Genomic DNA, 23134 nt, shown 5'->3' on the forward strand with positions numbered 1-23134 from the left:
CCTTTCGCGGATTTCTGCTTCCCGCGGCCGGCGACGAAGAAAATAATACCTGGTCCTCGGGGGTGCTCGTGACCACCCGAACGACACCCTCTAGATCGCCAGCGAGAGCAGGACCGGCGCCGCGCTGCGGTTGAGCGTGTCCGCGGCCTGCCTCAGCCGGTGCGCGTGCTCCACCGGGAGCGAGAGCGCCAGGCAGCCCACCGAGGAGCCCGCGGTGATCGGTACGGCCGCGCAGACCGTGCCGATCGCGTACTCCTGGAGGTCGAGCACCGGGACCGTGGGCGGCTGGGACTCCAGGCGGGAGAGCAGCAGCTTGTCGCTGGTGATGGTGCGCGAGGTGAGGCGGGCCATCTTGTACCGGGAGAGGTGGTCGCGGCGCGCGTTGTGGTCCAGCTGGGTCAGCAGGCTCTTGCCGACGGCGGTGGCGTGGGCGGAGCAGCGGAAGTCCACCCACTCGTTGACCGCCGGGGTGGTGGGCCCGGCGGCGTACTGGGTGACCCGGACCTCGCCGTCGACGTACCGGCTCATGTAGACGGCCGCGCCGACCGAGTCGCGCAGCCGGTCCAGGGTGCGCTGGAGCTTGTCGCGCAGGGCCTGCTCCCGGTCGTGCGAGGAGGTGAGCCGGCGCAGGGTCTCGCCGGTGACGTACGCGCCGTCGGTGATCTGCTGGACGTAGCCCTCGCGGCGCAGCATGCGCAGCAGGGCGGTGAGCCGCTCGGGGCCGAGGCCGGTGCGGCGGGCCAGCTCGGTGTCGGTTATGCCGGCGCTGTGCCGGGCCACCGTCTCCAGCACACGCAGCGCGTCCTGGGCGGAGTGGTTCGGGGCGGTCGGCTCGATCCTCATGTCGGTTCCCCCTCGGCCGCGATCCGGGTCGGCGGATCGTGTCCACGATAGCCGTCAAAGGCGCGCCGGGGAGAGGGGGTTGACGAGATTGGACCGGGTGCGCCCGGGCTCCCAGCAGGGGCGCAGATCCTCTGGCATATGCCAAGGGCATTGCCCAGAGGCTGGACCTCGGCCTTCCACCCCGGCGCACCCCGTGTTCACAGCACCGCGCCGAGGAATTCCCGGGTGCGCTCGTGCTCCGGGTCACTGAAGATCTTCTCCGGCGAGCCCGTCTCGATGACCCGGCCCGAGTCGAACATCAGCACCTGGTCGGAGATGTCCCGGGCGAAACCCATCTCGTGGGTCACGCACAGCATCGTGATGTCCGTGCTGCGCGCGATGTCCCTGAGCAGGTCGAGCACGCCCGCGACCAGCTCGGGGTCGAGCGCGGAGGTGACCTCGTCCAGCAGCAGCACCTGGGGCCGCATGGCCAGTGCCCGGGCGATCGCCACCCGCTGCTGCTGGCCGCCGGAGAGCCGGGTCGGCCGCGCGTCGCACTTGTCGGCCAGGCCCACCAGGTCCAGCAGCTCCCGGGCCCGCGCCTCGGCCTCGTCCTTCGACATGCCGAGCACCCGCACCGGGGCCTCGGTGATGTTCCGCAGCACCGACATGTTCGGGAACAGGTTGAACTGCTGGAACACCATCCCGATCTTCTTGCGGACCTCCCGGACCTGCTTCTCCGGCGCCGGGAACAGCCGCTGCCCGTCGACGGTGATCGTGCCCTCGTCCGGTTGGGTGAGGGTCATCAGCAGTCTGAGGATCGTGGTCTTGCCGGAGCCGGAGGGGCCGATCAGGGTCACGTGCCGGCCGGGCTCGACACGGAAGTTCAGGTCGTCGAGCACGGTGTTGGTCCCGAAGCGTTTGGTGATGCCCTCCAGGCGGATCAGCTCACCGCCGGCCACGGCCGTGCCGGTGCTCGCGTCGGGTTCTTTCGTCAGAGGCGTGTCAGCGGACAAGGCGTCGCTCCAGGGCTCGCAGCAGCAGGGAGGCCAGATAGGAGGTGAGGATGAAGGCCACCCCGATCACGGTCAGGGGCTCGGTGAACTGGAAGTGCTCCTGGGAGAAGAGCCGGGCGTGCCCGAGCATCTCCAGCACGGTGATCACCATCAGCATCGGGGTGTCCTTCAGCATGGAGATCACGTAGTTGCCCAGCGCGGGCACGACACGGCGGATGGCCTGCGGAAGGATCACCGCGGTCCAGGTCCGCCCCCGGGGCAGGTTCAGCGCCGTCGCCGCCTCCCACTGCCCGGCCGGCACCGCCTCGATGCCGGCCCGGTAGACCTGCATCGTGTACGTCGAGTAGTGCAGGCCGATCGCGAACACGCCGGTGGCCAGCGCCGAGAAGGTCAGGCCCCACTCGGGCAGCACGTAGAAGAGGAAGAACAGCTGGACCAGCAACGGGGTGTTGCGCACGAACTCGGTGACCACTCCGACCGGCCAGCGCACCCACCGCGACGGCGCCCGCATCAGCAGCGTCCACACCAGGCCCAGCGAGAAGGAGAGCAGCGACCCCAGGGCCACGGCCTCCAGGGTGACCAGCAACCCCTTCCAGAAGTCCGGCATGAAGTCGCTCACGGCGTTCCAGTCCCACGTCATGCCACGCTCCCGCCCACTCCGGTCGTCTGCGCCCGCTTCAGCTCACGCGCCGCCGACTCCGTACCGGGGTCCTTGCCGATCCCGGCCTTCAGCCGCTTCTCCAGACCGCGCATCAGCCGGGTCAGCACGAAGGCGATCGCGAAGTAGATCAGCAGCACGTACGTGTAGATCTCCGCGCTCTGCTGCAGCGCGAGCCGCACCAGATTGGCGCTGAAGGTCAGATCGCCCATGCCCATCACCGACACCAGCGCGGTGCCCTTGAGCAGCTCGATCAGCAGGTTGCAGAAGGAGGGGATCGTCTCCGGCACCGCCTGCGGCAGCACCACCAGCCGCATCCGCTGCCAGGGCGTGAAGCTGAGCGCGAGGGCGCCCTCCTTCTGCGCCGGCTCGACCGCGTTCAGCGCGCCGCGCACGATCTCCGAGCCGTACGCGCCGTACGTCAGCCCGAGCGCCAGCGTGCCCGCCCACATCGGCACCAGCTGCCAGCCGAACGCGACGGGCAGCACGAAGAACACCCAGAAGATCATCACCAGCGCGGAGGTGCCGCGGAACACCTCGGTGTAGAAGCCGGCGACGAAACGCACGATCCACAGCCGGTGGGTGCGCGCGATGCCGGCGACGAAGGACACCGCCGTGGCCAGCAGCGCACTGAACACGAGCAACTGGACGGTGGTCCATATGCCCTTGAGTACGAGTTCCCAGAGCCCCGAGGTCATCCGCCGCACAGCTCCTTCGCGGTCAGGTCCGTCATCTCGGCCTCGGTGAAGCCGAAGGGCCGCAGGATGCGGAGCAGCTCCCCGCTCTTCTTCAGCTTGCGCAGCTCCACGTTGAAGGCGTCCCGCAGCCTCGTCTCGGCCGGCCGGAAGGCGAACGCCCCGCCGTCGGTGTGCGGTTCGCCCTTCACCAGCGGGGCGAAGGGCTTGGTGGCCTCCGCCTTGGCCGACTTCTTCACCACTTCGCGGGTGGTGAGCGCCGTACCGGCGAAGACGTCGACGCGGCCCGCCTCGACGGCGTTCAGCCCGGCGACCTGGTCGGGGACGATCAGGATGTCGCCCTCCTCGTACCCGGCCTCCACCGCGTACTGGATCTCCGCGTAGCCGGTGCCGGTGGCGAACTTCGCCTTCTTCTCCACGACGTCCCGGTAGGAGTGCAATCCCTTCGGGTTCCCCTTGCGGACGATGAACGAATCCAGCATCTGGTAGTCCGGGTCGGCGAAGATCACCTGCTCGCAGCGCTCGGGATTGACGTACATCCCCGCGGCCACGACGTCGAACTGCTGGGAGTTGAGCCCGGGTATCAGCGAGCCGAACTCGGTCGGCACCGGCTGCACCCGGTCCACCCCGAGCCGCTTGAAGATCACCTTTGCCAGCTCCGGCGCCTCCCCGGTGAGCTGCCCGTCCCTGTCGATGTACCCGAACGGGATCTCACCGGCGATACCGAGCCGTACGACACCCTGCGCGCGCAGCCGGTCGAGCAGGTCGCCGCCCTTCTCGCCGGACGCCGCCGCCACCCGTGTGCAGCCCGCGGCGCCCAGCGCGCCGAGCACCCCGAGCGCGGAGACACCCGCGAGCACCGAGCGCCGGCTGTGTCTGTGTTCCGGCCGGATTGTGTGTACGTCGTTCCCAAGTGGTGGAGCCATGGCGGCGCGGCTACCCAAGCGCATCCGGGCTATGCACCCTGGGTTTCATGGCCGATCGATTCGTCACCGTCTCGCTCGAGAAGCGGGACGTGCACTGCACGGCACGACTGCTGGACGACCGCGCGCCCCTGACCTGCGCGGCAGTGTGGGAGGCACTGCCGCTCACGGGCGACGTCTATCACGCCAAGTACGCGCGCAACGAGATCTACGCCCTCTTCCCGCCGTTCGCCTCCACGGAACCCCCACTGGAGAACCCGACGGTCACCCCGATCCCCGGCGACCTCTGTTACTTCTCCTTCACCGGAACCGAACTGGGCACGCGGGCCTACGGATACGGCCGCGAGGTCCGCCCCGGAGCCACGGTGGTCGACCTCGCCCTCTTCTACGAGCGCAACAACCTGCTCCTCAACGGCGACGTCGGCTGGGTGCCCGGCATCGTCTGGGGCCAGGTCGCCGACGGCCTCGACCGGATGGCCGAGGCCTGCAACGACCTGTGGCGCAGCGGAGCGGCGGGGGAGAGGCTCCGTTTCCGGCGGGCGTGAGCCTCCGCGCCCCCCGTCCGGGTGACATTGCGTTCCGCACGGCCCCGAGGGCGGCAGGCTGATCTCAGTCGATCGCCCACCGAGGAGCCCTGATGGCGAACATCCCGGAAGACCTCCGGTACACACGCGAGCACGAATGGCTTCGGACCCAGAGCCCCACCGCCCGCATCGGCATCACCGATTTCGCGCAGCGGCAGCTGGGTGACATCGTCTTCGTGGAGCTGCCCAGGGCAGGTGACCGGTTCGAGGCCGGGGAACCGTTCGGCAGTGTGGAATCGGTCAAAGCGGTGACCGAGGTCTACCTGCCCGTGGCCGGCACGGTGACCGAGGTGAACACCGCGCTGAACGACTCGCCGGAGGACTGCAACACCGACCCGTACGGCGACGGATGGCTGATCGAGATCGAGCCGTCCGCGCCGGCGGAGCTCAAGAGCCTTCTCACCCCCAAGCAGTACGAGGACTACCTCACCGAAGAATCCGGCTGACCCGGCCGCCCCACGGCCGGTGCCACCCCCGCCTCGTACAGCGCATGCGCGGCCCGCAGCACCAGATCGTCCCGGTGCCGGGCCGCGACGATCTGCATGCCCACCGGCAGACCGTCCCCGTCCGCCCCGACAGGCACCGTCGCCGCGGGCTGCTGCGTCAGGTTGAAGGGGTACGTGAACGGCGTCCACCCCGTCCAGCGCCGGAACACCGAGCCCCTCGGCACCTCCACCCCCGCCTCGAACGCCGTCACCGGCAACGTCGGTGTCACCAGCAGCTCGTACCGCTCGTGGAAACGTCCCATCCGCCGTCCGAGGTTCATCCGGACGTCCACCGCCGCCAGGTACTCCAGCGCACTCATCCGGGCACCCTGCGCACAGATCTCCCGTAGCCCGGGGTCCAGCTGCTGCCGCCGGCGGGGCGAGAAGTTCTGGGTCAGCCGGGCCGCGCCGCTGAACCACAGGGTGTGGAAGGCGTCCACCGGGTCGCTGAAGTCGGGGTCGGTCTCCTCGACGTAGGCACCGAGGTCGGCGAGGCGCGCCACCGCCTGCCGTACGGCCGCAGCGACCGCCGGCTGCACCGCCACCTGCCCGCCCAGCGTCGGCGAGTACGCCACCCGCAGCCCGTGCACGCCTCCCCGCAGCGCCTGCGTGAAGGAGCCCGGCGCGGCCGGCAGCGCCGACCAGTCCCGCGGGTCGGGCGTGCCGATCACGTCCAGGAGCAGGGCCGCGTCCGCCGCGTCCCGGGTCATCGGACCCGTGTGCGACAGCGTGCCGAACGCGCTCGCCGGATACAGCGGCACCCTGCCGTAGGTCGGTTTCAGCCCGAAGATCCCGCAGAACGCGGCCGGAATGCGGATGCTGCCGCCGCCGTCCGTACCGAGGGACAGCGGCCCCGCGCCGAGCGCGACGGCTGCCGCGCTGCCGCCGCTGGAGCCGCCCGCGGTGCGCGTGGGGTCGTGCGGGTTGCGGGTGATCCCGGTCAGCGGGGAGTCCGTGACGCCCTTCCAGCCGTACTCGGGCGTGGTCGTCTTGCCGATGAAGACGGCGCCGTGCTCCCGCAGCCGGGCCACCGGGGGCGCGTCCTCGTCCCAGCTGCCCTGCTCAGAGACGGTCGTCGAGCCGCGCAGGGTCGGATGGCCGCGCAGCAGCAGGATGTCCTTGACCGTCACCGGCACCCCGTCCACCAGCCCGGCCGGCTCACCGCGCCGCCAGCGCGCCTCCGACTCCCGGGCCCGGGCGAGCGCGTCCTCCTCGGTGAGCCGCACGAACGCGTTCACCGCCGGCCGGCTCCGCCGCGCCCGCTCCAGCGCCTGCTCGGTCGCCTCCACCGGGCTGAACTCGCCCTTGCGGTAACCGTCGAGGAGCCGGCCGGCGGTCAGGTCGGTGAGCTGCATGCACCCTCCCAGGGGTTCAGTGACCGGGCACGTAACCGCGCTTCTTGTCGACCACGTTCCGCAGAGATCTGCCCGCCGCCCACCGCTCGTACAGCTCCACGAACTGCGCACCCAGTTCATCGCGCCAGCCGACCGTGTCGCCGCTCATGTGCGGGGAGACGATCAGCCCCGGCAGTTCCCACAACGGGCTGCCCGCGGACAGCGGTTCGGTGCTGAACACGTCCAGGGCCGCACCCGCGATCCAGCGCCGGGTCAGCGCCCGGACGAGGGCCTCCTCGTCGACCAGGCCGCCCCGGCCGACGTTCACGAAGAACGCCGAGGGCTGCATCACCCCGAACCGGTGTGCGTCGAACATCCGGTCCGTCTGCTCGGTCAGCGGAGCCGCCGCGATCACCCAGTCCGCGCGCGAGATCAGCCGGTCCAGGTCGTCCGGGCCGTGCACGCCGGTCCGCGGCACCCGCCCGACCAGTGCCGTCGTCACCCCCAGCGCCTTCAGGGTGCGCACGATCGCCCGGCCGATCGGGCCCGAGCCGACCACGCACGCGCGCGTGCCCGCCACCCGCCGCCCCTCCCGGTGCCGCCAGGTCCGCTCCCGCTGCAGGTCCAGGGTGCGCGGCAGGTCCTTGGCGACCGCCAGCACCAGAGCCGCCACGTACTCGGCGATCGGCTGGTCGAAGATCCCGCGCGCGTTGGTCACCACCGTGCCGGACGCGGCCAGTTCCGGGCACATCAGATGGTCCACGCCCGCACTCGCCGTGTGTACCCAAGCCGGCCGGGGCCCGTCCCCGGGCCAGGCCTCGCGTACCGCGTGCGAGGTGAAGTCCCACACCAGCAGCGCGTCCGCCTCCGGCAGCCGCTCGGCCAGGTGCGCCGCGTCGGTGTGCACGATCCGGGCGCGGCCGGTGAGGCGGCCGAGCCGGGGCGGCGGATCGGCGTCGAGGACCACAAGGGTGGGGACGGTCGGCGTCATGCGGGGCGGCTCCCGGCGTCTGACATGCGCGGATTGACCACGCTCGCACCCGAACCTACCTTCGTCAACACGGGCGTACCCACGATCCGTTGCCCACTCGTCTCCCAGCGTGAGGCCGGTGTCAGCCATGGACGTCTCCTTTCTCGGCGGCCCCCGCCCTCAGCGCGGTGTGGGCGTCGTGGCCCCCTTCGACTTCGCCCTGGACCGCGAGCTGTGGCGCTGGGCGCCCGACGAGGTCTCGCTGCATCTGACCCGGACCCCGTTCGTGCCGGTCGAGGTGAGCCTGGACCTGGCCCGGCTGGTCAGCGAGCACGAGACGCTCGGCGAGGCGGTCCGCGCGCTGACCGCCGTCGCCCCCGAGGTCGTCGCCTACGCCTGCACCTCCGGCAGTTTCGTCGCCGGGATCGCCGGGGAACGGGCGATGTGCGCGGCGATGACCCGGGCCGGCGACCTGCCCTCGGTGACCACCTCCGGGGCGCTGCTGGAGGCGCTGGCGGAGCTGGGCGTGCGACGGGTCGCGCTGGTCACGCCGTACACCGTGTCCGTCACCCGGGCGCTGGAGGGGTACGTCGCGCAGGCCGGCGTACGGGTCACCGGCTGCGCCTACATGGGGCTGACCCGGCACATCTGGCGGGTGCCGTACCGGGACGTCGTCACCATGGCCCGCCGGGCGGCCCGCCCGGGCACCGCCGACGCCCTCTTCCTCTCCTGCACCAACCTCCCCACCTACGACGTCATCCCGCAACTGGAGGCCGAGCTGCGCATGCCCGTGCTGTCGGCCAACCAGGTCACGATGTGGGCTGCGCTGCGCCGACTGGGTACCCGAGCCGTGGGGCCTTACCAGGCGCTGCTGGACGCGGCCGCCCGCGCCTGGCCCGCACTGCCCGAAGAACAGCAGGAAGGCTGGACATGACCGCACTCGGATTCCTCTACCCGGGCCACTCCGCCGAGGACGACTATCCACGCATCGAGCAGCTCCTGGGCAGCGACATCCGGGTGGATCTGGCGCACACCGACATCGGCGAGGACGCGCACCGGGTGGACGCGCTGCACGAGATGGGCTCCGCCGAGCGGCTCGCCGAGGGAGTGGAGGGGCTACGGCTGTGCGGGGCCGAGACGGTGGTGTGGGCCTGCACCAGCGGCAGCTTCGTGCGCGGCTGGGAGGGCGCCCAGGAGCAGGTGCGCAACCTGGCCAGGGCGGCCGGGATGCCGGCCTCGTCGACGTCGTTCGCCTTCGTGCACGCGGCCCGCGAGCTGGGCGTACGACGGGTCGCCGTAGGCGCGACCTACCCGGACGACATCGCCGCGCTCTTCACGGAGTTCCTGCAGGCCGGCGGCCTGGAGGTGACCGGTGTGCGGTCCTCCGGGATCCTCACGGCGGCCGAGGTCGGCACCTGGGGCGAGGAGGACGTGCTGACGCTGGCCCGCGCGGCGGACGCGGACGCCTCCGGCGCGGAGGCCGTGCTGCTGCCGGACACGGCGCTGCACACCGTCGCGCACCTCTCACTGCTGGAGAAGGCGCTGTCCAAGCCGGTGCTCACCGCCAACCAGGTCACCGTCTGGGAGGGGCTGCGGCTCGCCGACCGGCGGGTGAACGCTCCGCAGCTGGGCATCTTGTTCACGCGGGAACCCTTGGTCCAGGTGTGACGCCTGCCTCCTCGTCGGGATCCGGCCCGAGCGGCCACCCGGCCCCTTGCGCCGGCGCGGGACAATGGACGGTGGCCCACCCGCACCGGTGGTGCCGGCGACCCGTACGAGGAGGAGACGAGACATGGCGGAGCCCACGCCGCGTCGTAACGAACCGCGGCTACGCCCCGCGCCCCTGATCTTCGAGCCCGCGGAGGCTGCCTCCGATCCCGAGCACTTCTTCGATCTGGAGTCGATCGAGGACCCGCGGGCGCTGCTGGCCCGGGCGACGGAGCTGGCCCAGGCGTTCCGTGCGGCCGCCGACCGTGCCGTGGAGTTCCAGGCCGTCGCGGCGGCCCAGCTCGCCGACCCGCGCCGGTTCGACCGGCTGACCCCGGCGGACATCGCCGAGCGGGCCGAGTGGACCGAGGACTACGCGAAGAAGATGGTCGAGTTCGGGCAGGACCTGCTGCGGGGCAACGGCGAGGGCCGGACGTCCGCCGATCCCGTGTAGCCCGGCTGCCTGCGGAGCCTGTGCAGCCCCGGATGCCCGGCCTCGCCGTGGCCCGGAGAGCCCGCCCGGCATATGCCAGGCGGGCAAGATACTCCTCCGCTCCCGCACCTGTCCGGATTTTCGGCAACTCAGCAGAACGGCCCGCTCACGGCCGGTACACCTTAATGACATGAGCAGCGCACCGAACGTCACCCGTGTCAGCTCCGCCGGCGTCGCCTGGCTCGCCTCGGCAGGAACGTATCCCCGGAGCACGCTGGCCCTGTGGCAGGACCGCCCTGACGCCCCGGTCGTCCTGCCCTGCGGCACCGCCTTCGACGTGGTGAACACCCCGGCGATCTTCGGCCGCCGGATACTGGACCGCCTGTGGGACGAGGGGCCGGGAACGGGCCCGGTCGCGGTGTTCCGGGGCCGGATGCTGCTGTTCGCCGCCCCCGGCACGGCCCAGCGGCTGCCCTCGCTGCTGGCCTGGGAGGAGTGGGGGTCCCAGCGGACCGAGGCGGTGCCGCCGCTGCTGTGCCACGGCGCCGGGGACGCGGTGACCGTACCGCCCCTGACCGGCGGCGATGCCCCCGGTGCCACGCGCTGGCTGGTCGCCCCCGACACCCGGCACCCCTGGCTGCCCGGCCCCGAGGTCCTGCTCTGGGCGGCCGTCCGGGCCGCCCGGGCCGCCGTACGGATATCGATTTTTCCTCCCGCCGAGCAGGATGCTAAGGTCTACGACGTCAGCAGGCGCCGCTAGCTCAGTTGGTTAGAGCAGCTGACTCTTAATCAGCGGGTCCGGGGTTCGAGTCCCTGGCGGCGCACGATGGCGATGGCGAGTCATGACCGTGGAAAGCGCGGTCCTGGCTCGCCATCGTTGTTTTTGCGCGGCTTCGATGCGCGCTGTGGGGGCTTCGCCACCCACACCCCATTCGGGCCGGTGTCGTGGCCGTCGGCCGGGAAGGGGGAGCGCTCCCGTGGCCGTCGGCCGAGAGGGGCACCCCGTGGCCGTCGGCCGGGGAGGGGGTCGGTCTCCTGGGTGCGGCCGAGAGGGGGCACCTCGTGGCCGTCGGCCGTGAGGGAGCGGTTCCCTGGGTACGGCCGAGAGCGCTGCGTGGCCGTCGGCCGGGGTGGCCGGTGCCCTGGTCGTCGGCCGGGAGGTCAGCCCGGGGTGATCTGTACCGTCCAGGCTCCCGATGCCGTTCGGTCCTCCACCTCCACCCTCACGTTCTCTCCGGGCACGGTGAAGCTCTCGCCGAGGCCGACCGGGGCGTCGGCGAGGGGCGGATAGACCGAGTTCTCCCAGCAGGCCTCGGTGTGCGGGTGGGCGTCCACGACCTGGACGGGGCCGCCGCCGGACTGGGCGCCGCCCTGCACCCGGTAGACCAGGATCCCCTGCCGGCAGGACGCGTGGTCGTTGCCGGCCGCGCCGCGCGCCTCGAAGGCGAGGGCGCTGTCCGGCCCGGTGCGTACGACGGCCAGCTTGGCGCCGTGGCCGAGGCCGAAGGCGGGTGCGCCGGCCGCGCCCTGCACCGGGACGTTCGGACCGGCGGCGAGCGGCTCCAGGGTCAGACGGGTCGGCTCCGTGCCGCGCACGCAGACCACCTGGCGCTGGTCCAGCCAGCCGAGTTTCCACTTGTGCCAGGCGAAGAGGTCGGGTGAGAGGCCGAACTGGCTGCCCATCAGGTCCCAGTCCCCGACGTACGTGTCCCAGTCGCCCTTGCCGTCGGCCGGGCGGTGGTACAGGTCGGGCAGGTCGAAGACATGGCCGGTCTCATGGGCGAGAACCAGCCGGTCGGGCGGATGGTGTTCGAACACGGTGACGACCCGGCGGACCTCGGTGCCGTCCACGCGCAGGGGGGTGTCGAGGTTCACGACCTTGGTCGCGTCGGAGTCGACGCCGGGCGCGTCCGGGTCGGCGATGAAGTACACGACCGGGTAGCGCGCGAAGTCGACCTCCTTGTCGGCCACGGTGAACGCGTCGCTCAGATAGGCGGCCCGGTCCTCGGCGCTCCAGTCCCGCTTCATGGCGTACGCGGTCGACGGGCGCGGCATGCGCAGCCAGCGCTTCAGCGGATGCGGGCGCAGCCTGAACCTGCCGTAGGAAGCCTGTTCGTAGTAGCGGCTGGTGGCCGGGAAGTGGTCCGCGGCCAGCTCGCCGGGGGTGGTGCCCGGAGTGGCGTCCGGGAAGGAGAGGAAGATCATCACCGCGTCGAGCGAGTGGGACGGCCGGGTGTAGACGGCGTTCCAGGTGTCCACGCCCTCCGAGTGGTGGACCTCGCTGCGGTGCAGGGCGCAGGGGGCGGGCGAGAACGGCTCGGCGACGGACGGGCCGGTGAGGATCGAGGTTGCGGCGAGCGCCGACATCGTGGTGCACACGGCGGCGGTGCTGCGCAGCTTGGGCACGGACATGACCTCCGGATGCGGTTCGCGGGACCCGCACCCAGATTGCTGGTATCGGCCATGGTTTGCCCTGTTTGCCTGCACCAGAAGGGTGAGGGCGTCTTTCGCGAGCGCCGGCGTACTCCGGCGCTCGACACCCCGAAACACTCACGGAACGTCACAACTGGTCGGTGGCTTGAAGAACCCGTCCAGGTGCGGGCAGAAACGATCTGTCAGATGCTGTGCTCCGTCCGGGAGACTGGAGAGTGGCTGGAAGGGCCCGGGGCCAGCCTCTATGATCGGCACACTTTCCGGCACGGACACAGATCGAGTGCACTGCGGGAGCAAGCGGTGAACGGAACGTCCGAAGGGCCGACGCCCGTGGCAGACCTTGACCGGTCGGCCGTTACAGACAGTGACCACGCCACCTATCACCGTGTCTTCGTGACCGCCCCGCTCGCCATGGCCGTCGTGAACCCCGAGGGACTCGTCGTCAGCGCCAACACCGCCTTCGGTGAACTGCTCGGAAGCGATCCGGAGACACTCGCCGGGCGGGTCGGCGCCGACCTCGTGGACCTCGCCTCGGACGCCCGCAGCTGGCACGCCTACCTCGAGGTGCTGCGTGGCCGGCAGGCCCGCCTGCGCTGCACCCGCCGGCTCAAACACCCCGAGGGGCACTCGGTGTGGGTGCAGGTCACCGTCGCCCCGCTGACCGGTGGCGAGCCGGGCGTGCTGCTGTCGGTCACCGACATCAGCGCCCGCCGCGAACTCCAGGCCAGGCTGCGGCACTTGCAGATGCACGACCCGGTGACCCGGCTGCCCAACCGCACCCTGTTCTTCGAACGTCTGACGGCCGCGCTGGAGGCGGAGTCGTACGAGCAGAGCGGCACCGGCCGGATCGGCCTGTGCTATCTCGACCTCGACGGCTTCAAGGCCGTCAACGACACCCTCGGCCACCGCATCGGCGACCGGCTCCTCGCGGCCGTCGCCGAACGCCTGACCCGGGTCGCCGACGAGGCCGGGTACGCCCGGACCGCAACTCCCTTGGTGGCCCGGCTCGGTGGCGACGAGTTCGCCCTGCTGGTGGAGGACTCCACCGGCACCGAACAGCTCGCCGACCTCGCCGAGTCGGCGCTGAAGGCGCTGGAGGAACCCTTTGATCTGGCCGGGCAGCGGCTGTCGTTGACGGCGTCCATCGGGGTCGTCGAACGGCATGCTGCGGGGACCACCGCGACCGGGCTGATGCAGGCCGCGGACACCACCCTGTACTGGGCGAAAGCCGACGGCAAAGGCCGCTGGACCCTGTTCGACCCGGAGCGCAACGCCCACCGCATGACCCGCCAGGCCCTGTCCTCCACCCTCCGCCCCGCCATCGAGCGGGGTGAATTCGCCCTGGAGTACCAGCCATTGGTCGGCATGGAGGACGGGCGGCTCAGCGGGGTCGAGGCGTTGATCCGCTGGAATCATCCTCAGTTCGGCACACTGACGCCGAATCGGTTCATCGGACTGGCCGAAGAGGACGGTTCGATCGTGCAGCTCGGCCGCTGGGCGCTCGCCACCGCCTGCCGGCAGGCCCGCCGCTGGCAGTTGGACCACCCCGGTGAGCCGCCCATCTTCGTCAGCGTCAACGTGGCCGTGCGCCAGGTGTGGGACTCCGACCTGGTGGCCGACGTGGCGGAGACCCTCGCCGAGACCGGACTCGCCCCGCATCTGCTCCAGTTGGAGCTGACGGAGTCCGCCGTGATGGGCTCGGCGGGCCGGCCGCTCCAGGCCCTGCAGGCGCTCAGCGACATGGGTGTACGCATCGCCATCGACGACTTCGGCACCGGTTACTCCAACCTCGCCTATCTGAGCCGGCTGCCGGTGTCGGTCCTGAAGCTCGACGGCTCCTTCGTGCGCGGCTTCCAGTACGAGGGCGACAAGAAGGCGATCGCCCCCAACCCCGCCGACGAGGTCATCGTGGAGGCGATGATCCAGCTGGCCCACCGCCTCGGCCTCACGGTCACCGCCGAGTGCGTGGAGACCTCGGCCCAGGCCACCCGGCTGCGCCGGATCGGCTGCGACACCGGGCAGGGCTGGCTGTACTCCCGCCCGGTGTCGCCGGACCGTATCTCCGAGCTGCTGGGGGCGCAGGCCTACGCGGTCGGCAATCCGTAGGCGTCCGCGATCAGTTCGTAGGAGCGCAGCCGCAGTTCACCGCGGTGGGCGTGGGAGACGAGCATCAGTTCGTCGGCGCCGGTGCGCTTGTGCAGGTCGTCCAGGCCGGAGCGGACCTCGTCGGCCGTACCGTGCACGATGTTGCTCGTCCAGGAGACGACGAACTCCTCCTCCATCGGGCTGAACTCGTGCCGCTCGGCCTCCGCCGGGTCGGGGAACAGGCCGGGGCGGCCGGTGCGCAGCCGGAGCATGTTCAGCGCCATCGCCCGGGTCTGCCGGCGGGCCTCCCGCTCGTCGTCCGTGGCGAGGGCGGAGACGCCGATGAGGGCGTACGGCTCGTCGAGCACCGCGGAGGGGCGGAACGTCTTCCGGTACACGTCCAGGGCCGGGATGGTGTTCTGCGCGGAGAAGTGGTGCGCGAAGGCGAACGGCAGGCCGAGCATGCCGGCCAGACGGGCACTGAAGCCGGAGGAGCCGAGCAGCCAGACCGGCGGCCGGTGCGGGGACTGGACACCGCCGGGGGCACTGCCCTGCACCGGGCCCGGGATCGCGTGGATCCGCCGGTACGGGTGACCGTCGGGGAAGTCGTCGTCCAGGAACCGGATCAGTTCCGCGAGCTGCTGCGGGAAGTCGTCGGCGCCCTCGTTCAGGGTCTCGGTACGGCGCAGGGCCGCGGCCGTCGCCCCGTCCGTGCCAGGCGCCCGCCCCAGCCCCAGGTCGACCCGCCCCGGCGCCATCGCCTCCAGCGTGCCGAACTGCTCGGCGATCACCAGCGGGGCGTGGTTGGGCAGCATGACGCCGCCCGAGCCGAGCCGGATGCGGTCGGTGTGGGCGGCGAGGTGGGCGAGGATCACGGCGGGCGAGGAGGAGGCCACGCCGGGCATGGAGTGGTGCTCGGCGACCCAGTACCGGTGGAAGCCGCGGGACTCCGTGAACCGGGCCAGCGCGACGCTGGTGCGCAGCGCGTCGGTGGCGGTACTGCCCGCACCGACGGTCACCAGGTCCAGTACGGAGAGGGGGACGGGGGCGGTCCCGTGCGTCGTGCCCCGGATCTCGTCTGCGTCGGCTGCGGACACGGTGTGGGCCTCCAGATTCCAAGATGAGCAGTCCTGGCACGCATTAACCGGAGATTGTCTCCGCTTATTCCCGCTCCCGGCTCGCTCAGTGCCGCAGGCCCACGACCAGGGGAAACCGCGTTGTCACGGAGCATGCTTGTCGGGAGCACGTCAGGGGCGCCAGACCACCCTGTGTTCGGCGAGGTGGGACAGGACCGCGTGGTTGGCCTCCCAGCCGTCCGGGAACTTCACCAGCGTGCCCAGCTGGACCGGTTCCGTGGACGGGTAGTCGTCCAGGAGGCCGGTCACACCCGCGCGGCAGACCACGATGCAGGCGTGACGGTGGCGGGAGGCCAGGACGCACAGACGGCCGGTCTCCAGGTGGAAGGCCGTGGCGTCGGGGCGGCCGGAGAGCGGGTGCAGGACGACCGTGATGTCGTACTCACGGCCCTGGAGCCGGTTCGCGGTGTCGACCGTCACGTCCGGCACGCCCAGCTCGGCCAGGGCCGCGCGGACCGCCGCCGCCTGGTCGCGGTGGGCCGTGCCGACGGCGATGCGGTCGGCGGTGAGCGGAGCCGGGTCCGGTGAGCGCTCGGACGTCGCCGCGCCGCCTCTGTCCAGCAGCCGGCGGACGACCGCCGCCACCGCCCGCACCGCCTCCGGGTCCGTGCGCGGGGTGCGCCGGGCGGGCAGCTCCAGCAGGCCCCAGCCGGATTCGGTGGCCTCGTCGATCACCCGGTCCGGGCCGGAGCCGTCGGAGGGGACGGCGAAGGTCAGGCGGCGGTCGCCGTGGTCCGTGCCGCTGCGGAAGGGGGTGTACGGATAGAAGGCGTCCGAGACCAGCGGGGCCGCGGAGGCCGGCAGGCGCCAGGAGACCGGAAGGCGGTGCTGCGGCAGGCCCGGGTTGTGGGCCAGGAGGGTGGTGACCGCGGAGGCCGAGGGGTCGTACGACAGGCCCGCCCACTGCTCGCTGCCGACGATCGCGAACGGGTCCAGCTGCCCGGGGTCGCCCACGAACAGTGCCCGCTCGAACAGCCCGGCCACGGCCAGCAGCGAGTCCGAGCGCATCTGGTACGCCTCGTCCACGATCGCGTGCCGCCACGGCTCGTCCACCTTCACGTGCGCCCACTTCGCGGCGGTGGACAGCACGACCGGCAGACCGTTCAGGTCGGCTGCCTTCGCCGACGTGCGCACCTGCGGCAGGTCGTCCAGTGCCTTGTCGTACGGGTCGGTGTCGCTGCTGTGCAGCCGGCCCACCGGCAGGTCCGGGTTCTTCTCGGCGAGGCGCAGGACCAGATCGTCCACCTGGGCGTTCGTCTGGGCCACCACCATCAGCGGGCGGCCTGCCCCAGCCAGTTCCAGCGCCGCGCGGACCACCAGCGTGGACTTGCCGGCGCCGGGCGGGGAGTCCACGACCACGCCCCGCTCGCCGCCGTGCAGCGTGTCGTGCAGGATCGCGTCGGTGGCGCGGGCGGCCGCGGCTGCGGGGCCGAATTCGACGGTCGTCACAGCACGTCCTCCTCGGTCACGGTGTCGGGGGCCTCGGCCGCGGGCTCGCCCGGCGGGCCGCCGTGCGTCCACGGGGTCTCCTCCGGGCCGGGCAGCTTCGCGCCGCCCCGCTGCTCGTGCTCGAAGAGCGTGAAGCAGATCCGGTCGCCCTTCTCCGGCACCGACCCGGGCTCGGGCTCCTTGCCGCGGCCCATCTTGTCCAGGATCCGCAGCACCAGAACGTCCTCGCCCTCGTACCCGACGACCTCCGCCGACTGCGGCTTGCCGCCCAGAGAGCGGTACACCTTCGTCCGCTCGGACAGCTGCGGCCGGTCGTCGGTGCGGACGGTCACCAGCGGGCGCGGGCTCGGCCGCTTGCCCTCGCCGTACGCCATCACGGCATCGGTCACCTCGCCCGCGAACGCCTCCCCGGCCAGCCGCCGCCCGGCCATCACCAGCGGATCGTCCAGCGCCTCCTGCGCCTCCAGGCGGGCCTGCTCCCGTTCCCGGGTGGCCAGCTTGTTCGCCGCGGTGACCGCGTCGTCGCGGCGGGGCTGCGGGGGCTCACCGGCCAGCACCCGGTCCCGGTGCCCGGTGAACGACCAGCGGTCCCGGGTCCACCGCTCCTCGGCATGCGCCCCCTCGGGCAGCGCCCGCAGCAGATCCAGGCCCCGCCACACCGCGTCCCAGGTGGGCCGGGTACGGCTCTCGACCAGCTCGCGGACCGCCAGTTCGGCCCTGGTGAGCGCGGCGAGCCGGTCGTCGGCCTGCAGCGGGTCCTCGGCCGCGGCGAGCGCGGTACGCGCCCGGTCGTAGCGCTCGATCGCCGGGGCCAGCAGCTTGTTGTCGAACGCCGGGTCGGTCGCCGGGCCGGCCGGCGGGCACAGCAACTGGCCCGCCGCGTCCCGCTCCAGCTCGGCCCGGCGGGCGGCCTCCGCGCCGGTCAGGCCCTCCGGGGGATCGATCCAGGCGAGCAGCGCGCCCAGATGCTGGTCCTCCAGGCCGGACTGGCCCGTCGCCCAGTGCCGGGACAGCACGTCGGTCAGCGCGAGCAGCAGCGAGGAGCCGGGCACCCGGGCCCGCTCGCCGTAGTGGGTCAGCCAGCGCCCGAGGAGCGGCACCCGGGGCGGCGCCGGGTAGGGCGCGTCCGGGTCCTGCTCGGCGGTGCGCCGGAACCGCATCGAGCGGCCCAGCAGCCGTACGAAGTCCAGGCCCGCGCGGCTCGGCACGATCAGCTGGGGCGCGTCCGCGCACAGCTCGACCTCGACCTTGACCCGCTTGCCGGTCTCCGGGTCGGTCTCCGTGCGCTCGGCCGCCTCCACGGACTCGGCGTACGCGTCGATGCAGGGCAGGACGACGTCGGCCAGGTCGGCGAGGAACGAGAAACGCAGATCGCGGTCGCGGGGCTGCGGTACGACCAGCAGCCGGGGCGCGTCGCGGTCGGTGCCGACCAGCGCGCCGAGCGGGGCGCCGGTCTCGCCGGCCGTGACGAGTGGCACGAACACCAGCGGGCGGTCGGACAGATGCCGGTGCCGGACGGTCGCCGCGGGCTGGGCCCGGCCACTGCCGATGGCCTCCAGCCGGGCGAGGGTGGTGATCAGGGACACGCGGTCACCTCCGCGGCTGCCGCCAGTGCCTCGGCGCGCAGGGCCGCCGCCCGGCGCAGGGCGGCCACCGCCGGGTCGTCCGGGTCGCCGGCCTCGCCGCGGGCCGCCGCGAGGACCTCCTCGACCGTGGCCAGTCCGCCGAGTTCGGCCCGCAGGGGCCGGCCGAGGCGGGTGACAGCGCCCGCCGCGCCGGCGCGTTCCCGGCAGTGGAAGGCCAGTTCGCAGGCGGACAGGCACTCGGGCGCGTACATCGCCGGCACCGCCTCCACCGCCGCCGTCAGCTCCTCGGCGGGCCGCCCGGGCGCGAAACAGACGCCCTCGGGCAGGGCGCCGGCGATCTCCTCGATGCGGGTGAGCCGGGCGAGCTGGCGTGCGGTGACCGCGCGTTGCTTGCGGATGTCCACGGCGGAGCCGGTGGGCAGGTTGGAGAAGTCCTTGGGGCACACCAGCAGGACCCGGTGGTGCACGCGCGGGGCGGGGTCGAGCCGGGCGGCAACGTCCTCAAGGGCGAGCACGTACACCGCCGCCTGCCGGGCCGCCGCGCCCACCTTCGCCGGGTCCGCGGAACCGTCCACCATCGGGAAGGACTTGATCTCCACCACCGACCAGCTGCCGTCCGGGTGCACCACCACCGCGTCCGGCTCCAGGAAGGCGAGCGACCCGGCCACGTCCAGGGCGAGCATCGGATGGTCCAGCAGCGTCCAGCCGCCGGCCTGGACGGCCTCGCGCAGCGCCAGCGCCGTACGGGCCGTGCGGCCCTCCGGGCCGTGCGCGGTCAGGTCCGGCACGGCCGCCGCGGCGGGCGGTTCGGCGCCCGGGTCGAGCCGGGCGTGCACCAGTCGCAGCAGTTCCGCACCGCCGTCCGCCTTCACGCGCGCCTCGAACGCGTTGCCCCGGGTCAGCGCGAACTGGGACTGCCCGAAGCCGGACGGTGCGCCCAGTTCGGTCGCCAGCCGGGCCTTGTCGACCCCGGCGCCGTCCAGGATCGCCCGCCGGGCGCACCCCGGGTTGGCGGCGAGCGCCGCGAGGGCGCGTGCGTCCAGGGACTTGGCCGGTACGTCGGGGCCACGCAGCTCAGCGAGCCGGTGCCGGAGCCCCTTCTCCCGCGTCGGTGGGGGAGGCGTCCGGTCCGGCCGCGGTGTCGAGCTGCGACTCGCGCTGCCGTGGAATTCGCTCACCCGCGGAAGTCTGGCATCCGGCACTGACAATCGGGGAACGGGTGCCCTCCGGGACAGGCGCGGTGCGCCGGAACACCCGGACCCGGGCCCGGTCCACGGCCCGCATCACGCGCGGCGCCAGCAGGTAGCCGACGCCCATCACGGCGACGCCCGCGGCCGCGTCCAGGAAGTAGTGGTTGGCTGTGCCCATGACCACGAGCGCGGTCACCAGCGGATAGACGACGGCGAGCACCCTCGTCAGGCGCGTGCCGCCGAACCGCCACAGCATCACACCGCACCACAGCGCCCAGCCCACGTGCAGGCTCGGCATCGCCGCGTACTGGTTGGTCATGCCGCCCAGGCCGCGCGGGGCGCTGGCCTGGCCGCCCCACCAGCCGTAGTCGCTGTACTGCGCCATGCTGTCCACGAAGCCGTGGCCGGCGGAGAGCAGGCGGGGCGGGCAGGTCGGCAGCAGCGTGAAGCCGATCAGACCCAGGAACGTGGACGTCATCAGCCAGGTGCGGGCCGCCCGGTAGTGCCGGGCACGCGCGCGGAAGAGCCAGACGAGGACGGCGGGCGTGACCAGGTAGTGCAGTGACGCGTACCAGAAGTCGGCCGGCACCCCGATCCAGGCCTCCCGCGTGAACAGCCGGTTCAGCGGGTGCTCGGCGTCGAGGTACAGGGCCTTCTCGATGCGCAGGATCGCCAGACCGTGGTCGACGGCGCTGTTGACGTCACCGCGCGCGAGGAGCCGACCGGCCGAGTAGCAGCCGTAGACCAGCAGTATCAGCGGCAGCTCGGTCCACCAGCGCAGCCGGGATCGCAGGGCCACCTCGGTGCCCGGTGTCTCGGTCTGCGGCAATCCGATCGCCCTCCCCCTTCTGCTGTGCGGCGCCCCCCGGCGGGCGACCGTGCCACTTTACGGTGTCCCTACGGCGCCCATGACGGGCACTGCCGGATCACGCCCGGTCGGCGTTCAGCCCTCGAAGACGCCGCAAGCGCCCTCCCGGTTGCCTGGGACCGGGGTGCGCGATGATGGAGAGACCAAAACCACTCGTCGTCCCCCGTCGTCCGTGGCGTCCCGGTGGCGTCGCTTTCCCGGAGAGGTCTCCCATGGCACCGCGCATCCTGCTGGCCCGGCACGGACAGACGGCATGGTCGCTGTCCGGCAAGCACACCGGCAGGACCGACGTGCCACTCCTGGAGGAGGGCCGGCGCGGGGCCAAGCTGCTCGGGGAGCGGCTGCATCACGCACCGCTGGACGGGCTGGCGGGGGCGGAGGTGCGGACCAGTCCGCTGGCACGCGCGCGTGAGACGTGCGAACTCGCCGGGTTCGGGGAGCGCGCGCAGAGCTGGGACACGCTGATGGAGTGGGACTACGGCGCGTACGAGGGTATGACGCCGGCCGAGATCCAGGCCGTGCGGCCGGGGTGGCTGATCTGGCGGGACGGCGTCCCGGAGGGCGAGACCATCGCCGACGTGACCGCGCGCGCGGACGAGGTGGTGGCGTGGGCGCGGTCGGCCGACCGGGACGTGCTGGTCTTCGCCCACGGGCACATCCTGCGGTCCATCGGGGCGCGGTGGCTGGGGCTGCCGTTGGACTTCGCGGCGCGGATACGGCTGAATCCGACGTCGCTGTCCGTGCTGGGGTGGGCGTACGGGGAACCGGCGATCGAGAGCTGGAACGACGTGGGGCACTTGGCCGGCTGACCGGTCGAGGTGTGCCGGGCTGAGGTGGGGCGGGTTCCGCTTGCCCGCGGCTGCGTAAGCGCCCCGGATGCGCAAGCGCCCCGCAGGGGTGCGGGGAACTGCGCGGCCGGGCCGTCGCCGGGCCGCGGACCGGCGGCCCCAGGGCCCCCACTCCGTACCCGGAACTAGGCCCTTGCGGACCGTGGCATGGACGCATGCCGGTCCAGGAACTCCGACACCCCCGTAGCCCGCCGGTGCGGCAGCAGAACCCGTGCCGTGCCCGCCAGCATCGTCTGGATGCGGGAGGACTGGACCTGGTCCAGCAGGGCGAGGACGCGCAGCCCCGCCTCCGCCGCCTCGTCGGGACGGCCCTCGCGGGCGAGGTCGTCGGCCAGTTCCGCGGTGTAGAGCGCGATGTTGCGGGTGAAGTGCGGATCCTGCAGACGCGTCGCACGGCGGGCGTGCCGGGACGCCCGCCGCCAGTCGCCCAGCGTGGACCAGCACTGCGCCTCGAGGCCCTCCAGCTCGGCCTCTCCGTAGAAGCTCATCCACTCGGGGTCGGCGTCCGAGCGGCCTCGCTCGAAGAGGGCATGCGCCCTGGCCAGTGCCTGTTCGCAGCCGGTGCGGTCGGCGAGGCCCGCCCAGCCGCCCGCCTCGCGCAGCGCGAGCAGGGACATCAGCCGGGCGGAGCCGAGGGGCTGCGCGGCGCGTTGCGCGGCCTGTGCGGCCCGGACCGCCTCGCGGGGGCGCCCGGTGTCCCGGGCCAGGAACGCGGTGTTGCAGAAGGCGTGCGCCTCCAGCCCCGCGTCTCCGGTCATGCGGGCGGTGGCCAGCGCCTCCGCGTAGTGCGAGCGTGCGTCGTCGAAGCGGCCCGAGTCGTGGGCCAGCCAGCCGACGGAGATGGCGAGTTCACCGGCGCCCGAGTGCAGTCGGTCGGCGGTGGTCTGCCGGGTCGCACCGGCGTCCAGCAGCGCGTAGGCGGCACGCAGCGGAGCCGCCGCGCGCCGGTAGAGGCCGTCCGCGCCGTGCCGGTCGTCGAGCAGCCGGATGCGGCGGACGGCCTCCTCCAGGGCGGCCGCCTCCGGGGTTCCGGCACGCCGCAGCGGCCGTTCCGCCGCCGTGGCCGCGGTGTTGAGCCCCAGCGGGGCCAGTGTGGCGGCGGCCACCGTGGCGCCTCCACCGGTCATGAATGCGCGACGCAGCACGTCGCTCTCCTCGTGGTTCAGGGGGTCTTTCTCTTGGTGGTCCCCTCTGTTCGAGCGTTGCCGTGAACGTGGGGGTGGTTCGTTCGGTTCGTGCGGGTCGGCCGGATCCTTCCTGCCGTACGGCTCGCGGCCCCCCGGTGACTCACCGGGCGCCCTGCCCGGCTCCGCCCCGGCCGTTCGCCCCTCCGGCGTCTCCGGCGTCAGCGGCGCGTCCAGGGCCGTACGGGCCGCTCGTCCGCGGACGGACGAGCGGGGCGCGAAGCCCAGGTCGGTGAGCGTGCGGCCGGGGAACATGTGCAGGAACACCCGTTCGTATGCGTAGTTCGGGCAGCGGATCTCGCCCGCCTCGACCCGGCCGATGTAGCGCGCGTCACAGCTCACCCGCTCACCGATCTCACGCGCCGCCCGCCGCACCAGCGCCGCGAACTCGGCCGGTGAGCGCCGGCCGCGCAGCTGCCGGAAGGCGATGTTCGGCCGGGGTGGCCGGTCGGGCTGTGACGAGGTCACGGTTGACGACGCCATGGCCGGGTCCTCTCGTGCGAACCGTCGAACCATGCCGGGACGGGGGCGTTCCGGGGACGAGTTGTCCGTGTGACGCCCTGGTTCCGGCGGGCATGAACGTACCTGTTGTGAAGGGCCCGCCACGCACTGTTTGGCTACAAAACGGATATCTCATGCACGATCTGCCATGAAGTGCCATCCTTTGCGGCGCACTTGTGCCGTAGCCGTTGACGCGCTCGTGCGTTGGACTCCACGGACCGCAACAG

The 23134-nt window shown here is 72.5% G+C and carries 22 protein-coding genes and 1 tRNA gene; 9 read left to right on the forward strand and 14 right to left on the reverse strand.

Annotated elements, in window-relative coordinates:
• Positions 1 to 90: 90 nt before the first annotated feature.
• The 5 genes from ACZ4SF_RS00865 to ehuB all read right to left on the reverse strand — a co-directional run bounded on the left by ACZ4SF_RS00865 (position 91) and on the right by ehuB (position 4117).
• Positions 91 to 843 carry an IclR family transcriptional regulator gene (locus tag ACZ4SF_RS00865; protein WP_468376345.1) on the reverse strand — a complete coding sequence of 251 codons (753 nt, stop codon included), beginning with the start codon at positions 841 to 843 and terminating at the stop codon, positions 91 to 93.
• Positions 844 to 1040: 197 nt separating this feature from the next.
• Positions 1041 to 1838: an ectoine/hydroxyectoine ABC transporter ATP-binding protein EhuA gene (gene ehuA / locus ACZ4SF_RS00870; RefSeq protein ID WP_468376348.1), complete on the reverse strand. Its 798-nt coding sequence runs from the start codon at positions 1836 to 1838 to the stop codon at positions 1041 to 1043.
• Positions 1828 to 2478: an ectoine/hydroxyectoine ABC transporter permease subunit EhuD gene (gene ehuD / locus ACZ4SF_RS00875; protein WP_468376351.1), complete on the reverse strand. Its 651-nt coding sequence runs from the start codon at positions 2476 to 2478 to the stop codon at positions 1828 to 1830. Before ehuD ends, ehuA begins: the two co-directional genes overlap by 11 nt.
• Complete coding sequence (gene ehuC / locus ACZ4SF_RS00880; RefSeq protein ID WP_468376353.1) at positions 2475 to 3194, reverse strand: ectoine/hydroxyectoine ABC transporter permease subunit EhuC; 720 nt, start codon at positions 3192 to 3194, stop codon at positions 2475 to 2477. Before ehuC ends, ehuD begins: the two co-directional genes overlap by 4 nt.
• Positions 3191 to 4117 carry an ectoine/hydroxyectoine ABC transporter substrate-binding protein EhuB gene (ehuB, locus tag ACZ4SF_RS00885; RefSeq protein ID WP_468376356.1) on the reverse strand — a complete coding sequence of 309 codons (927 nt, stop codon included), beginning with the start codon at positions 4115 to 4117 and terminating at the stop codon, positions 3191 to 3193. The genes ehuC and ehuB overlap by 4 nt, the downstream gene beginning before the upstream one ends.
• Positions 4118 to 4164: 47 nt before the next feature.
• Between ehuB and ACZ4SF_RS00890 the strand changes: the two genes are divergently transcribed.
• The gene (locus ACZ4SF_RS00890; protein ID WP_468376359.1) at positions 4165 to 4659 is read left to right on the forward strand and encodes a DUF3830 family protein; all 495 of its coding nucleotides are present in this window, start codon (positions 4165 to 4167) and stop codon (positions 4657 to 4659) included.
• Between the two features lie 92 nt (positions 4660 to 4751).
• A complete protein-coding gene (gene gcvH, locus ACZ4SF_RS00895) occupies positions 4752 to 5144 on the forward strand; it encodes a glycine cleavage system protein GcvH (protein ID WP_468376362.1) in 393 nt (130 codons plus the stop codon).
• On the opposite strand, the gene ACZ4SF_RS00900 is transcribed toward gcvH, so the two are convergent.
• Positions 5120 to 6538, reverse strand: a complete 1419-nt coding sequence (locus ACZ4SF_RS00900) for an amidase (protein ID WP_468376365.1) — start codon at positions 6536 to 6538, stop codon at positions 5120 to 5122. The genes gcvH and ACZ4SF_RS00900 overlap by 25 nt on opposite strands.
• Before the next feature lie 16 nt (positions 6539 to 6554).
• The gene (locus ACZ4SF_RS00905) at positions 6555 to 7508 is read right to left on the reverse strand and encodes a D-2-hydroxyacid dehydrogenase (RefSeq protein WP_468376368.1); all 954 of its coding nucleotides are present in this window, start codon (positions 7506 to 7508) and stop codon (positions 6555 to 6557) included.
• A 127-nt stretch (positions 7509 to 7635) separates the two neighbouring features.
• Here ACZ4SF_RS00905 and ACZ4SF_RS00910 point away from each other — a divergent pair, with 127 nt between their 5' ends.
• The 5 genes from ACZ4SF_RS00910 to ACZ4SF_RS00930 all read left to right on the forward strand — a co-directional run bounded on the left by ACZ4SF_RS00910 (position 7636) and on the right by ACZ4SF_RS00930 (position 10451).
• Positions 7636 to 8421 (forward strand): maleate cis-trans isomerase family protein, encoded by a 786-nt coding sequence (locus ACZ4SF_RS00910; protein ID WP_468378255.1) that lies wholly within the window; start codon positions 7636 to 7638, stop codon positions 8419 to 8421.
• The gene (locus tag ACZ4SF_RS00915) at positions 8418 to 9155 is read left to right on the forward strand and encodes a maleate cis-trans isomerase family protein (protein WP_468376371.1); all 738 of its coding nucleotides are present in this window, start codon (positions 8418 to 8420) and stop codon (positions 9153 to 9155) included. The genes ACZ4SF_RS00910 and ACZ4SF_RS00915 overlap by 4 nt, the downstream gene beginning before the upstream one ends.
• Before the next feature lie 124 nt (positions 9156 to 9279).
• A complete protein-coding gene (locus ACZ4SF_RS00920) occupies positions 9280 to 9648 on the forward strand; it encodes a hypothetical protein (protein WP_468376374.1) in 369 nt (122 codons plus the stop codon).
• 169 nt (positions 9649 to 9817) lie between these two features.
• Complete coding sequence (locus ACZ4SF_RS00925; RefSeq protein ID WP_468376376.1) at positions 9818 to 10387, forward strand: bifunctional DNA primase/polymerase; 570 nt, start codon at positions 9818 to 9820, stop codon at positions 10385 to 10387.
• A tRNA-Lys gene (locus ACZ4SF_RS00930) sits at positions 10378 to 10451 on the forward strand. The genes ACZ4SF_RS00925 and ACZ4SF_RS00930 overlap by 10 nt, the downstream gene beginning before the upstream one ends.
• Before the next feature lie 337 nt (positions 10452 to 10788).
• Here the strand turns inward: ACZ4SF_RS00930 and ACZ4SF_RS00935 are convergent.
• Positions 10789 to 12039, reverse strand: a complete 1251-nt coding sequence (locus ACZ4SF_RS00935; RefSeq protein WP_468376379.1) for a M6 family metalloprotease domain-containing protein — start codon at positions 12037 to 12039, stop codon at positions 10789 to 10791.
• A 321-nt stretch (positions 12040 to 12360) separates the two neighbouring features.
• Here ACZ4SF_RS00935 and ACZ4SF_RS00940 point away from each other — a divergent pair, with 321 nt between their 5' ends.
• Positions 12361 to 14166: a putative bifunctional diguanylate cyclase/phosphodiesterase gene (locus ACZ4SF_RS00940; RefSeq protein WP_468376382.1), complete on the forward strand. Its 1806-nt coding sequence runs from the start codon at positions 12361 to 12363 to the stop codon at positions 14164 to 14166.
• Here the strand turns inward: ACZ4SF_RS00940 and ACZ4SF_RS00945 are convergent.
• The 5 genes from ACZ4SF_RS00945 to ACZ4SF_RS00965 form a co-directional block, all read right to left on the reverse strand.
• Positions 14145 to 15242 carry an LLM class flavin-dependent oxidoreductase gene (locus ACZ4SF_RS00945; RefSeq protein ID WP_468376385.1) on the reverse strand — a complete coding sequence of 366 codons (1098 nt, stop codon included), beginning with the start codon at positions 15240 to 15242 and terminating at the stop codon, positions 14145 to 14147. The two genes, ACZ4SF_RS00940 and ACZ4SF_RS00945, sit on opposite strands and share 22 nt — an antisense overlap.
• A gap of 150 nt (positions 15243 to 15392) precedes the next feature.
• Positions 15393 to 16730, reverse strand: coding sequence for an AAA domain-containing protein (locus ACZ4SF_RS00950; protein WP_468376388.1), 1338 nt, complete (start codon positions 16728 to 16730; stop codon positions 15393 to 15395).
• The gene (locus ACZ4SF_RS00955) at positions 16727 to 18316 is read right to left on the reverse strand and encodes a hypothetical protein (protein WP_468376390.1); all 1590 of its coding nucleotides are present in this window, start codon (positions 18314 to 18316) and stop codon (positions 16727 to 16729) included. Before ACZ4SF_RS00955 ends, ACZ4SF_RS00950 begins: the two co-directional genes overlap by 4 nt.
• On the reverse strand, positions 18307 to 19494 hold the full coding sequence (locus ACZ4SF_RS00960; protein ID WP_468376393.1) for a hypothetical protein: 1188 nt from the start codon (positions 19492 to 19494) through the stop codon (positions 18307 to 18309). Before ACZ4SF_RS00960 ends, ACZ4SF_RS00955 begins: the two co-directional genes overlap by 10 nt.
• Positions 19391 to 20335, reverse strand: coding sequence for a phosphatase PAP2 family protein (locus ACZ4SF_RS00965; protein ID WP_468376395.1), 945 nt, complete (start codon positions 20333 to 20335; stop codon positions 19391 to 19393). Before ACZ4SF_RS00965 ends, ACZ4SF_RS00960 begins: the two co-directional genes overlap by 104 nt.
• 251 nt (positions 20336 to 20586) lie before the next feature.
• Here ACZ4SF_RS00965 and ACZ4SF_RS00970 point away from each other — a divergent pair, with 251 nt between their 5' ends.
• Complete coding sequence (locus ACZ4SF_RS00970; protein WP_468376397.1) at positions 20587 to 21183, forward strand: histidine phosphatase family protein; 597 nt, start codon at positions 20587 to 20589, stop codon at positions 21181 to 21183.
• Positions 21184 to 21347: 164 nt separating this feature from the next.
• Here the strand turns inward: ACZ4SF_RS00970 and ACZ4SF_RS00975 are convergent, their stop codons facing one another.
• The gene (locus ACZ4SF_RS00975) at positions 21348 to 22889 is read right to left on the reverse strand and encodes a hypothetical protein (RefSeq protein ID WP_468376400.1); all 1542 of its coding nucleotides are present in this window, start codon (positions 22887 to 22889) and stop codon (positions 21348 to 21350) included.
• Between the last annotated feature and the right edge of the window lie 245 nt (positions 22890 to 23134).

The sequence above is a fragment of the Streptomyces sp. NPDC027663 genome (genome assembly GCF_055566415.1).